Here is a 12,902-nt window from a genome sequence, read left to right as displayed (position 1 = left end):
GAATTGAGCCAGCAGGCAGCCTCTGTTTTATGAATTTACGACGCACCCAGTATTCGGGCACGGATCTGTACGGAGCCAAAGTGGGCGCAGACAGAGGTCTGTTTCACGTTTTTTTCGCGCATCGGAAGCGGCCTTGACCGCCGCGAGCGATCGCTGGATTCAATGGGTTTGAGAGTGGATTCGGCGCCTCGCTTGACTGTTATGGTAACGGTGATCACATCACGATAATTCCATTCAGATGGATCTGCGACAACTATGGTGTAAATATGGTCCAGATTCTTGTTGACGGATTGATCGGATTTTGTTATAATGGCGCGTGCTTCACAGCGGCGGCGCTTTACCAGACAACATGCCATGGGAATTGCCATACGTGGTTCATTGCTAGCATTGCAATTTTGTGTGTTGGTGTTGAATGGCTGGTCCAGCCGTGGGAAGCAGAACGAGATGGAACTGGATCGTTTTTGATTTGTTTCAAGGCGATCATCGCTGTCTAGTACGACACACTCATGGAGGCATCTCGAATGAAACATTTGCTTTGGAAGCAGGCGGCCGGCGCGCTGTCGGCGGCGGCTTTTACTGTTGGTCTTCTGGCGGGCGGCGCGGCCCTGCCGAACGCCGCGTCGGCGGCGACATCGGGCGTATTTGGCGGCGGGCCGTTTTACAACAACGCCACGAACAACATCAATGAGATCAAAAACTCGGGCTTCAAGGAAGTGATCGTGTGGAACATCCAGGTCCACAGCAACGGCGACCTGAACTTCAACGGAGAGTTTCCGCTGTGCTCGAACGGCTCGTATGTCGGCGGCTCAACCCATCCTGACTTCGCGGGTAATATGGCGAGCCTCAAGCAAGGGACAGTGCAGCGGATCACGTTCAGCGTCGGGTCGTCCAATGTCGGTGACTTTCAGGACGTGCGCGATTTGATAAATTCCCAGGGAACGGGATCGGGCAGTATTCTTTACCGAAACTTCCAGGCGCTCAAGAACGCGATCCCTTCGCTGGACTGTATCGATCTCGACGACGAGAACTGCTACGACCAGAGCACGATGACGCAGTTTTGTGTGATGCTGGGGAATCTGGGTTACGTCGTGGCGCTCGATCCCTACACCAACGGCAGTTTCTGGACGACGGTCGCGTCTCAGGTCAACAGCCAGCGCGGCGGCACGATCGATAGCGTCCACCTGCAATGCTACAGCGGCGGCGGCGGCAACAACCCATGCTCGTGGAACTTTGGCGGCATCCCCGTCTATCCCGGCGTGGACAGCGGCGCCAATAGCCCCAGCAGCGTTCAAACGCTGATGACCAACTGGAAGAACCAGTGCGGGATTTCCGGCGGCTGGATGTGGCTCTACGACGGCTTCATCGGCAACGCGGCGGCGTACGCCTCGGCGATCAACAACGGCATCGGCGCATCGACCATCCCGAACGGCGACTACGAAATCGTCGCTACGACGACCGGCAACGCCCTCGACTGTTACGGCTATGGCACGGGCAACGGAACCGTCATTCAGCTCTGGCCCTACGCCGGCACGACCAATCAGAAGTGGCAGATCAACAGCCTGAACAACGGATATTACTCCATCAAAACGATCAACCCGGACGGCACGATCGGCCGCAGCCTGGACTGCACCGGCGCCAGCGCCAACGACGGAACGTACATCGAGCTGTGGGACTGGAACGGCGGCCCGTGGCAGCAGTGGGCGATCACTCCCACCTCGGGCGGGGCCTACAAGATCAGCACCGCCGGAACCAAATCCGACGGCTCGCACGACGTCCTCGACGGCCAGGGCTGCTCCGGCGCCAACAACACCCGCATCCTGCTCTGGAGCTGGGGCGGCGGCGGCTGCCAGCAGCAGTGGAAGTTCATTCCCCGGTAAGCGCCGGCGAAAGACAACGTTTTGCGGAGTTAGTGACGCAATCCACGCGAAAGACGACAAACGAATTAGGCGCCGGCGGTTAAAACCGCGCCTACGAGAGCGCAGAAACCCACCTGCGTGGGTTACATCATCGTTCACGATGCCGCCTAAAGATGGGTATTCTGTTAGGCGGTATCGTCATGGACAATGTAGTCCCCGCAGGGGGACTTCTGCGCTCTCGTAGGCGCGGTTTTAACCGCCGGCATCTCCATTATTGATGAAATACGACTAAGATAGCGAAGGATCTCCTCAACTTCCGCCATAATATCCCCATGATTCGTTTTTCGCTCATTGCTACTCTGCTGACTGTTTGCTGCGCCACACCCATAGCCGCATCACCCCAATTAAACTCAGATTTGAAAAGCGGCCCGGCGCGCCTGAGCGTGTTCGTGTCGCCGGATGGCGGGTATGGCGTCCAGGTCGCGTTGGACGGGAAGACTGTATTCACGCAGGCGGCGCCGGTGGCGGTGGGCGTGGTGGGGGAGGATGGGGCGGAGCAGTGGCGGTCGGCGGGGTATCGGACGGTCGCGGCGCGGGGCGGGGATTGGGTGTGTGAGGGGGAGGTTCGGACGCCGGCGGGGACAGAGTTCCGGGTATTCGATGTCTATCATGCGCTGGAGAAATTGAGCGCGTTTACGATGACGCGGCGTGTGGAGATTGTGACGCCGAGCGGGGACGATAAGGGGTTCAATTCGCGGTTCAGTCTGTCGCCATCGGGGCCGGCGGCGCTGGCGGATGAGGATGTGTTTGCGCCGGGCATTTGGTATAAGGACAACGCGCATGTTCCTCCGGGGGCGCTGGCGGGGAGCCGGGACGATCGGGAGTATTGGTTTCGCGAGGACCGGCTGCCGCTACCGCTGGTCATGACGCGTGATCGTCGGAGTGGGGCGACGCTGGCGATTGCGCATCTGGACGGGGTCCCCACGACTTTTGCCGGGGAGGATGGGCTGAGCCGCATCATCGACGCCCGCATGCAGTTCGGGGCGCTGGGCGTGCGCAATGAGGCGCGGCCGGAACCGGCGTTTGTGTTTCCCGGTACGGAAGGCGAGCGCAGTTATATCGCCGGGCCGGCGGTCGATGGCAAGCGCTGGGCGTATCGCAGTCATCCGGTCGCGGCCGGCGTGGCGCACCGATATCGCTTGCTGATCCAGGTCGGGCGGACGCCGGACTTTCCCGCCGCCGTACGCCGGACCTGGCGCACGGTTTACGATCTTTACCGTCCGCCGGTCATCCGGGTGGATCTCAACAAATGTTACAAAGACGGCATGGAAGCGCTGTCGGCGTACATTCGTCCATCGGAGGGCGTTCCGGATGTTCCCTTCGCGGTCACCATGCCGGGCGGGCAGGTCAAGGACACCAGCAGTCAGATGGGGTTTGTGGGGCAGGCGCTCCCCAGTGCCGCGCTCCTTCTGCGCTACGGCTTTGAAACGCAGGACGCCGACGCCGTGGCGCGGGCCAGTCAGGTGGTGGATTTCTGGGCGAAAAACTCGCCGTCGCCCGCCGGCATTCCGAGAACCTGGTACGACATCCATCCTAGCGGCGTCGTCACCTGGCGAGACTATCACACGTTTCTGCGCGTGGCGTCCGACGGCCTGGACGGCGCGCTCCGCGCCTGGGACGCGGCGCGCGCCCACGGTCAGGATCACCCGGAGTGGCTGGCGTTTTGCCGCGCCTACGGCGACTGGCTGACGCGCGCTCAAAACCCCGATGGCTCCTGGGCGCGCGAATACGACTTCACCGGTCATGTCGTCAACACCGCCACGGACACCACCGACCAGCCGATCCCTTTCCTGATTCACCTTTTCCGCGCCACCGGCGACGCCCGCTACCGGCAAGCGGCGCTCAAAGCCGGCGAGTTCTCCTGGGCGACTGTGCACCTGGCCTACGCCTATGTCGGCGGAACTCCCGACAACCCCAACGTGATGGACAAAGAAGGCGGCATGATGGCGCTCGGCGCCTTCCTGGCCCTTTACGACGCCACCCACGACCGTAAATGGCTCACGGCGGCGTCGCAGGCGGCCTGGTACAGCGAGACCTGGACCTACTGCTGGAACATCCCCATTCCCACCGACGACCCCAAAGTCATCTACCCGCACAATCGCACCACCTACGGTCTCAGCCTCATCGCCGCCGGCCACTCCGGCGCCGACAACTACATGGCCGCCGCGCCCTACGACCTCTACCGCCTTTCCCTGCTCACCCATGAACCCCACTTCCGTGTCGCCGCCCGCATGCTCCTCCACGACACCAAACAAATGACCGACTGGGACAGCTCCCTCGGCTACGCCCACCCTGGCCTCCTCACCGAAGCCCTCACCCTCCCGCCCCCACGCGGCCACGGCGTCTCCGTCTGGCTCCCCTGGCTCACCGTCGCGCTCCTCGAACCCATGACCCAGTTGCAAGACACCTACGGCTCCATGGACATCGACCAAATCGAGAAACTGCCGGAGCGCGAACGTGTGCGACGGGATGGGGAGTATGAGGCGGCGGAGGGGTTTTAGAAAGCAGCACTGTTGCTTAAAATGCAAAGATTGTTGCGTTTCGTGCAACAGTGGCCTATAATAGATTCATGCGCGTTGTTGAAAATCCGAAAATCAAAGAGCAAGAGCCCGAGGTGCTGGACGCCGCTACCCTGGCGGCGATTGATAAAGCCGGTCGCTGGGAGCCAGGAGCGGAATCCGTTACGTTCGACGAAGCTCTTGCCCGCGCGCGAAAGCGAAATCAGGCATGGCGGAACGCCGACCCAGACCTCAATCCGTAGCCACATTTACCCTCAGTGTCGCCGCCGATCTCGACTTCTCCGCCACATATACCTATACCGAACAGGTGTGGGATGTGGATCATGCAGAGCGATACGCTCATTTCCTTAAAACTCAAATGCTGGACATCGCGCAGCATCCTGAAAAGGGACGCCCCGTCGCCGATAGGCCCGGGCTGCGTAGCTATGTTCTGCGGTGGAAGCGCTCCAAACACGGTCATCGCATCGTTTACGAAGAAACTCCGAACGGCATTTTCATCCTGCGTATTCTTCATACCGCGATGAATTGGCCGGACGATTTGTAACGCCTCGGCCTCGCCTCTCACAACTTCAATCCGCCCTCAATACCCCGGCGTTCGCCGCTCGCCGGCCGCGAGCGCTCGTTTCGAAAACACTTTGGAATCGTATAGGAGTTGGTCTGAGCGCTGTGTCCAGCCGGTGGGGCTTTTCTCCCATATGCTGTCGCTCACCTCATTTTGGTAAACGTAGACCGTTCCCTTGGGCGTTTGGCGGGGTGGGTAGGCGTATTGTACGGCGAGGGTGGCGTGGGCTTGGTTGCCGGACACAGTGAGGGAGGTCATCTGCCAGCTCATTTTGTACATTTGCGAGAGCGGCAGGTGGGACAGACGGGCGGTCATGATCTTTTGCATTTGGGCGTAGGTCTGTGTTGCGCCGGAGACGTTTGTCAGCGTCCAGGTGGGGGCGAATGTGGAAAGGTAGGCGGCGACGTCCCGCTGGCGGCGCGCGGCGATGCGTTTGTCGATGGCGGCTTGGACGCCCTGACGGGCTTCGGCGACGGTGACGGCGTGCGCGACGGGGGCGAGGGTAGAGGCGCAGGCGAGGAAGATGACTGTCGAGCAGAATTTATTCATTGGGGCGCCCTCTCGAACGGCTATGATAGAGTGTGTAAGTCGAATTGATACCAGGACATTCCCGCGATGAAGTGCAGCGTGGAGGCGCGTCCGATGGTGTGCGTGATGGGCGACGGCGTGTCGCCGGGAAGGGTGAAGTCGAGTTCCTGAGACGATGTCATATAATCGTTGCCGAAGGATTGTACGACGCAGCGTTTGCGATTCGTGGAGTAACCGCCCCAGAGCAGCGCCTTACGCCGGGTTACCGCGATCGCGCGGGCGCCGTCGATGTTGTTACTCCAGCCCTGGGTTTCGAGATTTTTGGAAATGTGAACGATCGGGAAGTCAGTGTAGTAACACGCCCAAACGCCGTCGTCCGCAACATTCATGGCGTAGCAATCGCAGATCTGATCGAAACCGGCAGGCGGCTCGAAACGCCAGAGCGTTTCTCCTTCGGTATCGAAGCACTGAAGTCCGGTGCTCCCCAACGGTGTATTCCACCCGCGGTTCCCAAATATCCCCTCGTCAAAATAGGACACCCAGATACGCTGGTCGCGGCTCACTTGCACGTCTTGGATACCATCGCCAAACACCCATCGACGAACAAGGCGACCTTGGCTGTCGTAGAGCGCGGCGTTTTTATCCGGTGCGCCACTGTTGAAATTACAGCGTGACGCGACAATCAAAATTCCGCCGTCGGCCATCGGCTGAATTTTGGGATGCGCCACATCCAGCGCCGCGATGTCCACACGTCGGAACGAGCCGTTTTTCCAATGCAGGACGGATGCGGGATAAGTCCGGGGCGTCGACGCATGAGGGAACGAGGCGCCCGCCGGTGATACGTAGCGGCCGAACGCGGCGCTCGAATCGCTGGGATCGATTACCAGAAGAATGAGATCTGCATCTGGACCAATCCCGACGGCGGCTATTTGTTGTCCAGCGATCGCGTCGGCGAAATTAAGGTAATGGTGAATCTGCAAATTCAATGTTCTCATAGATCGCGGCAGGTGTCAGTACGCAGTCGATGGACTGTAGTGTGAGGTTATCCTGCGTCTGGGTGATGACAGAAAGCAGCCAGTGGTTTTCATCCTGACGAACATAATGTTCGATCCGCATTTTGTCTTGTGAGATCAGCACATAATCCGTCAGCGAGGGCAACCTCTGGTAGTGCGCGAACTTCTCGCCTCGGTCTTTAAGCTCTGTCTCAGGCGAGAGGACTTCAATGATGATGGTGGGATTGATGAGCGTGTCTTTTTGCATGTCATCGAACTGACGGTCGCCGCAGACCGCCACAACGTCTGGATAGAGGAAGGCGGTGTGCACGCCAACCCGGACTCGCATGTTGCTGATGTAGACGCGGGCGTCTTTGCCGCACAGCTGCGTTCCGATTTCCGCAGCCAGATTGACGTTAATCACGTTATGCGCTTCGTTGGCGAGAGGCATAGGATGAAACTGTCCGTCGATGTACTCGCTTTTGTAATCCGCGCGGCGTTCCATCTCCAGATACTGCTCGGGAGTGTAGTAAGTTTTGGGGAGTGAAGCCATACGGGTTACCTCAATCGGCGCTTGCGGCAAGATAGCTTAGTATACCTTCGCCTCCTCCGTGGAGATGTATGAAACTTTGTCGCCCATTTGCTGTCGGAGTATCTACTGCTGGATTTGTTCTGGATTTACTGGGGCGCGGCAGGCAGGACGCCGTACGACGACACGAAAGGGAGGCCGCCACGCGATGCGCGCTCATTTACTCATTCACGATCGAAGAGGATTTTTCCGGGGCGTCGCCGTGCTGACGCTGTTGGGGCTGCCGGCGTTTGCGCGGGGGCAGGCGTTGGCCGTGTCGCCGTTTTCGGCGCAGGTGGAGAAGCAGGCGGCGGAGATGCGTCGGAAGATGACGCTGGAGGAGAAGGTTGGGCAGTTGGTCCAGTTTCCTAATGGCGGGACGCGGGGGCCGGACGGGAAGGGGATCGATCAGAATGAGCTGGTTGCGCGCGGGGGTGTTGGGTCTCTGATGAATCCGCCGGACGCCGGCGCGGTCAATGCGTTTCAGAAGCAGGCGGTTGAGAAATCCCGCATGAAGATCCCGGTGATCGTGGCGATGGACGTCATTCATGGCTACCGCACGATCTTTCCGGTTCCGCTGGCTCTGTCGGCGTCCTGGGACCCGGGACTTGTCGAGAAGACCTCGCGCGTCGCCGCCGTGGAGGCGACGTCGGAGGGGATTCGGTGGACATTTTCGCCAATGGTGGATATCGCGCGTGACGCTCGCTGGGGTCGGATCATGGAAGGCGCGGGCGAGGATCCCTATTTGGGGGCGCTGTTCGCCGCCGCCGCTGTGCGCGGGTATCAGGGGAAGGACTTGTCGGATCCCACGTCGATGGTCGCGTGCGTCAAGCACTTCGTGGCCTATGGCGGCGCCGAGAGCGGGCGCGATTACAATGCGGTCGATATGTCCGACCGTACGCTGCGCGATGTTTACTTCCCGCCGTTCCAGGCGGCGGTGGACGCCGGCGCGGGCTCTCTGATGAGCGCATTCAGCAGTTTACAGGGCGTACCCGCCTCCGCGAACCATGATACGCTGACCGACGTGCTGCGCGGCGAGTGGGGATTTCGCGGCTTCGTGGTGAGCGACTGGAACTCCGTCGGCGAGTTAATCAACCACGGCGTCGCGCTCGATGGCGAGACCGCCGCGCGCAAGGCCGTGACCGCCGGCGTGGACATGGATATGGGAAGCGGCCTGTACGGAGAGAATTTGGTCAAGCTGGTCCGGAGCGGCAAGGTCCCGGAGCGTGCCGTGGACGAAGCTGTCGAGCGCATCCTGCGCGTCAAGATCGCCATGGGCCTGTTTTCGCATCCGTACACTGATGAAACTCGCAGCAAAACCGTCCTCCTGGCCCCGGAGCATGTGGCGCTCGCTCGCCGCGCCGCCGAAGAATCGTTCGTGCTGCTGAAGAATGACCCCATCTCCGGCGGGGCTCCCGCGCTGCCGCTCGCCGATGGAAAAACAGTCGCCCTGATCGGACCGCTCGCCGACAGCGCCGGAGATATGCTGGGCGGGTGGGAGGGCCGGGGCCAGGGCTCGGATGTCGTCACGCTCAAACAAGCGCTCGCGGGCCGTTTGAAAGACAAATTGGTCTACGCCAAAGGAACGGAGATCGAGACCGACTCCGAAGCCGGATTCCACGACGCCCTCGATGCGGCGAACCGCGCGGATGTCGTCGTGATGGCGCTGGGCGAGAGCCGGGGAATGACGGGCGAGGCGGCTTCGCGCACAAAGCTCGACCTGCCCGGCAATCAGCTCAAGCTGCTGGAAGCGGTCGCCGCCACGGGGAAGCCGGTCGTGCTGGTGCTCTTTAGCGGCCGCCCGCTGGCGCTGCCCTGGGAAGCCGCGCATCTCCCGGCGATCCTGGAAGCCTGGTTCCCCGGAGTCCAGGCGGGGCCGGCGCTGGTGGACACGCTTTACGGCGAAAGCAATCCCGCCGGAAAGCTCACCGCGAGCTTCCCGCGCTCTGTCGGACAGGAGCCGCTGTACTATAGCGTCATGAATACCGGCCGGCCCGTGAATCCTGGCAACCCCTATGTGACGCGCTACATCGACGAGCTCACCACGGCGCAGTTCCCCTTCGGCTGGGGCCTTTCCTATACGAAGTTCGATTACTCTCCCACGAAAATCACCACGCCGGCGGCTCACGTCAAAGAACTGAATGGCGGCGCGGCGATTACCGTCGAAGCGACCGTCACAAACTCCGGTGCGCGCGCGGGCGAGGAGATCGCCCAGCTCTACATCCGCGAGCGGGGAACCAGCGTCGTCCGCCCGATCCGTGAACTCAAAGGATATCAAAAGATTCTATTGAAGGCCGGCGAATCGCGTCTCGTCCGCTTCATGCTTACCAAGCGCGAACTGGGTTTCTGGAACATCGACCGCAAGCAAACCGTGGAGCCCTGTGAACTGACCGTGTGGGTCGCGCCGCACTCCGAAGCAGGACAATCGTCGCAGATGACCATCGCTCCGTAACGACGCTGTCGCCGACGATTGTCGCGGCAAACCGGGCGATTACCGAAACATCGATCTCCGGTAAAAAGGCGGCAGGTTCGGGTAGTCCCAGAATTGAATGACCAGGCGGATCACGCCGAAGCTTCCGAAGAGCGCCATGAGCCAGACAAAAATCACGGCGCCGTTGCGCTGCACTTGCGGAGGCATGTAGCCGACGGGGTAGTGATCTTGACCGGCGGTCAGCTCCTCCACATGGCCGCGCCAGTATTGAGCGGAGATCTGCTCGCCCGGCCGGCGCGACGCGGCAAAGTTCTCATAGACATGCGTATATGTCTGAGTGACGCCCCACTGGTCGCGGACGATCAGGTCATAGACCGTCCGCGATCCATACGACTTGGAAGATTCCGAATGCGTTTGCACATCGACCACCGTCATCGGCGCTTCCGTGCAGGGGGAGAGAGCGGGGTCGACGTTTTCCGCACGGGGCGAGCAGCCCGGCGAGCGGGCGTACTCGTCCCCCTGAGTCTGGATGGTGTGAAAGTCCGACCGAATATCCTGGACAATGCCGTAAATGCTCAGCGGAATGAGAACGATGGCGAGAAGAACGAGCGGAAGCCGAATCGTGGACCAGCACTGGGAGAGTTTCATGGGAAGCCTCGGTCATCGCAAGTGTATTAACTCTTGAGACACGAAAGCGTCCATTTGGTTGCAGCGGCGGACGAGAGGCGCGAGGCCCCTGCTGATGGGGAAACAGCAGGGGCCAGTGGGTGTCAGACGGTGAACGTGCGGCGGCGGCGCGATCGCAGGACGAGCATGGCGACGCCCAGGATGCCCAGGCCGAGTGCGGCGTACGTCGAGGGTTCCGGAACCGCATCGTTGAGGAAGACATATTCTACGATAAAACCGTCCACGTAGCCCGGATCGTTGGCTTGCGGGATGTATTCCGCAATACCGTTGGAATCCTCGAAGGAAAACGTGTAGTTAGGATAGAAGGATGTTGGCCCGCTGTTGATTCCGTTTTCCGCCGAATAGAACACAAACGAAGCCGATGTGTTCTGATCACCGGGATTAAAGCGAATCAAACCATCGTAGTGGCTGTTGCTAGGGTCGATGAGAGCCACATCGCCCGGCACGATCGAGGGCGGGTAATCCAGCGAATAGGTGAGCGCCGTCGAATTTCCGCCCGGCCCTGGATCCTGACTGATATAGGAATACAGCGGACGGAGGAAACCGCCCTGAGCGAAGCCAAGTCCGTTGCCGTGAGAATCCGCAGCGAAAATGACATCGGGAATGATCGGTGGGTTTTGGGCGAATGCGCCGCTGGCGACGAAGGTGAGAGCTGCGGTCGCCCCCAGGGTCATGAGGCTGTATTTCACGTAAGATCTCCTAAAATGCAATGGCAATTCAACTGTCACTAATATTGGTTTTTGACACTGCAAGAAGCGTGCCAAGCAGGCAAGCTTCGGCAACGTTTTGGAGAAATAAAGCGCATTTGAGAAGAAAGAGCCCCGCCGCCTGAGGAAAGGCGGCAGGGCTGCGGGGAGTTTGAGGGAAAAAGCGGTCAGACAGAGAGCTTGCGACGGCGTGTCCCGATAACGAGAAGCGCGACGCCGAAGGCTCCGAAGCCTAGAACGGCGAATGTGGAGGGCTCTGGCACGACGGCGTCGCTCACGAAGTGGTACGTGAGATTGAAACCATCGATATAGCCGGGATCGCCGGACTGAGGGACATAAGTGGCGACGCCGCTGCTGTCCTCTTCGGCGAATGAGAAGAACGGATAAATCGAAGTCGGGAGTGAGTTGACGCCCTCATCAAACGAATAAAAAACCAGTGTGGCCGGCGTGTTTTGATCTGAAGGATTGAAACGGACCAGATCGCTAAATTGAAATCCAGAGGATGGGCTATCCACGACAATCACGTCTCCGGGAACGAATGCGGGCGGAAAGCCGAGCGAGTAGGTCAGCGCCGATGGGTTGCCGCCGGGACCGGGATCGGGGATATAGGCGGAGGGAAGCGTGAATGTCACGCCAGGGCTGGCGCTGCTAGTGGCGATGCCGTGGCCGTGTTCGTCCACGGTGATAACGATGCTTGGCGACGCGTTGACGGGAGCTTGGGCGAATGCGGCGCTGCTGAGAATTGTGAGCGCGGCTGTGGCAAGCGCAAAACCATATTTCATGAGGGATCTCCTGACATAGAGTTACGATCCAGACGAACTTCTTTGGTCTTACGATGCTCTGCCGTGCAAGAAACATGCCAAACAAACGCGGGAGGCGTCTGGCCCAAAAAGCCAGACGCCTCCCGTCGTTAGGAGATTGCAAACCGTTGCCGCGAGGTGTTAATCGCCGTTGCGCTGGAAGCCGGAGCTGTTGCAGGAGCCGGGATCGTCGAACGCCCAGTCCGGGCCGTCGCATCCCTTGAAGTAGCCGTTGCTGGAGCCGGGGTTGCCGGGGCCGAGCGGGGCCTTGGCGCCGATCAGGAACTTCACGTGGCCGTCGACATACGCCACGGAGCCGCCGTTGGGATGCCAGACCTTGTCGTCATCCTGATCGAAGGGTGGGTTGAAGTCGCGCATCATCCGTGTTTCCGACGGGCGCGAGAAGTAGGAAAGCGCCACGACGCCGGGAGCGGTCCCGCTGCACGCCCCCGGGGGATTGTAGTTATAGCCGGTCGGCGTGACGGTGATCGTTCCGCCGCCGGTGCACTCGCCGGTGTTCGTGGCGTATCCGGTGAGCGTCTTGACCGGGAATGGGTTCGAGAAGTTTTCGTGGGTGAACTTGTAAGAGCTGCCGTAGACCTGCTGGTACAGTGCGCCCGAGATCGCGTTTCCGTTCGCCAGCACGTTCGGTACGGTGTCCGGGTTCGCGCCGTTCAGCTCAAAGCCGCCGTCATCCGGGCACTTGAACATCGCCTCGGATTTGACATACGGCATGATCTCCATATGGACGCCCACCTGAGGCGTGCCGGCGAGCTGGCTTGTCAGCGGTCCGACTTGATACGCCGCGCTGTAAGCCACCGGCATCGATTCGTCGTTATCCTGAGCGTATTGCAGGATCGCCAGCCCAAACTGCTTCAGGTTGGACGTGCAGGTGATCTGACGCGCCTTTTCCCGAGCCTGCGCGAACACTGGGAACAGGATCGCGGCGAGAATCGCGATAATCGCGATGACAACGAGTAATTCAATGAGTGTGAAGCCGCTTTTCGAGCGAGAATGTGGCGTCATGGAACGGGTAACCTTTCCGTTGGGACCGTCAAAACTGAGTGCATCTCGTTCAGGGAGAGTACAACGATAGTACCTCTGCGATGTGGGCGGATTTGTTAAGAGAATGTTAAATCTTGACGAAAAACGATTAGAATTCACTTATGGAGCGCGGGCCGGCCAGCAACAA

At 60.1% G+C, this 12,902-nt stretch carries 12 protein-coding genes; 5 read left to right on the top strand and 7 right to left on the bottom strand.

Annotated elements, in window-relative coordinates:
* Nucleotides 1-521: 521 nt before the first annotated feature.
* The 4 genes from D5261_RS32070 to D5261_RS32055 all read left to right on the top strand — a co-directional run bounded on the left by D5261_RS32070 (nucleotide 522) and on the right by D5261_RS32055 (nucleotide 4,979).
* Nucleotides 522-1,877, top strand: coding sequence for an RICIN domain-containing protein (locus D5261_RS32070; protein WP_165864248.1), 1,356 nt, complete (start codon nucleotides 522-524; stop codon nucleotides 1,875-1,877).
* 395 nt (nucleotides 1,878-2,272) lie between these two features.
* A complete protein-coding gene (locus D5261_RS32065) occupies nucleotides 2,273-4,417 on the top strand; it encodes a hypothetical protein (protein ID WP_165864247.1) in 2,145 nt (714 codons plus the stop codon).
* 68 nt (nucleotides 4,418-4,485) lie between these two features.
* A complete protein-coding gene (locus tag D5261_RS32060) occupies nucleotides 4,486-4,677 on the top strand; it encodes a hypothetical protein (RefSeq protein ID WP_119321841.1) in 192 nt (63 codons plus the stop codon).
* Entirely contained in the window at nucleotides 4,644-4,979 is a 336-nt protein-coding gene (locus D5261_RS32055) for a type II toxin-antitoxin system RelE/ParE family toxin (RefSeq protein ID WP_119321840.1), read from the top strand. Before D5261_RS32060 ends, D5261_RS32055 begins: the two co-directional genes overlap by 34 nt.
* Nucleotides 4,980-5,015: 36 nt before the next feature.
* Here D5261_RS32055 and D5261_RS32050 read toward each other — a convergent pair whose 3' ends face one another.
* Genes D5261_RS32050 through D5261_RS32040 form a run of 3 tightly spaced genes read right to left on the bottom strand, consistent with a single transcriptional unit; the run spans nucleotide 5,016 to nucleotide 7,070 of the window.
* Entirely contained in the window at nucleotides 5,016-5,546 is a 531-nt protein-coding gene (locus D5261_RS32050; protein WP_119321839.1) for a hypothetical protein, read from the bottom strand.
* A 20-nt stretch (nucleotides 5,547-5,566) separates the two neighbouring features.
* Nucleotides 5,567-6,505 carry a YxiH-YxzG fusion protein gene (locus tag D5261_RS32045; RefSeq protein ID WP_119321838.1) on the bottom strand — a complete coding sequence of 313 codons (939 nt, stop codon included), beginning with the start codon at nucleotides 6,503-6,505 and terminating at the stop codon, nucleotides 5,567-5,569.
* The gene (locus D5261_RS32040) at nucleotides 6,483-7,070 is read right to left on the bottom strand and encodes a Uma2 family endonuclease (RefSeq protein WP_119321837.1); all 588 of its coding nucleotides are present in this window, start codon (nucleotides 7,068-7,070) and stop codon (nucleotides 6,483-6,485) included. The genes D5261_RS32045 and D5261_RS32040 overlap by 23 nt, the downstream gene beginning before the upstream one ends.
* Nucleotides 7,071-7,254: 184 nt before the next feature.
* Between D5261_RS32040 and D5261_RS32035 the strand changes: the two genes are divergently transcribed.
* Nucleotides 7,255-9,537: a glycoside hydrolase family 3 N-terminal domain-containing protein gene (locus D5261_RS32035; protein WP_119321836.1), complete on the top strand. Its 2,283-nt coding sequence runs from the start codon at nucleotides 7,255-7,257 to the stop codon at nucleotides 9,535-9,537.
* 39 nt (nucleotides 9,538-9,576) lie between these two features.
* On the opposite strand, the gene D5261_RS32030 is transcribed toward D5261_RS32035, so the two are convergent.
* From D5261_RS32030 to D5261_RS32015, 4 genes are all read right to left on the bottom strand, one after another.
* Nucleotides 9,577-10,164 (bottom strand): hypothetical protein, encoded by a 588-nt coding sequence (locus D5261_RS32030; RefSeq protein ID WP_119321835.1) that lies wholly within the window; start codon nucleotides 10,162-10,164, stop codon nucleotides 9,577-9,579.
* Between the two features lie 122 nt (nucleotides 10,165-10,286).
* Entirely contained in the window at nucleotides 10,287-10,892 is a 606-nt protein-coding gene (locus D5261_RS32025) for a PEP-CTERM sorting domain-containing protein (RefSeq protein ID WP_125206022.1), read from the bottom strand.
* 185 nt (nucleotides 10,893-11,077) lie between these two features.
* Nucleotides 11,078-11,692, bottom strand: coding sequence for a PEP-CTERM sorting domain-containing protein (locus tag D5261_RS32020; RefSeq protein WP_119321833.1), 615 nt, complete (start codon nucleotides 11,690-11,692; stop codon nucleotides 11,078-11,080).
* Nucleotides 11,693-11,851: 159 nt separating this feature from the next.
* The gene (locus D5261_RS32015) at nucleotides 11,852-12,736 is read right to left on the bottom strand and encodes a DUF1559 family PulG-like putative transporter (RefSeq protein WP_119321832.1); all 885 of its coding nucleotides are present in this window, start codon (nucleotides 12,734-12,736) and stop codon (nucleotides 11,852-11,854) included.
* Nucleotides 12,737-12,902 lie beyond the last annotated feature (166 nt).

It is taken from the genome of Capsulimonas corticalis (genome assembly GCF_003574315.2).
GTDB classification, from domain to species: domain Bacteria; phylum Armatimonadota; class Armatimonadia; order Armatimonadales; family Capsulimonadaceae; genus Capsulimonas; species Capsulimonas corticalis.
The sequence above is the reverse complement of the archived record's forward strand: the minus strand, read 5'-3'. Positions and strand labels throughout refer to the sequence as shown.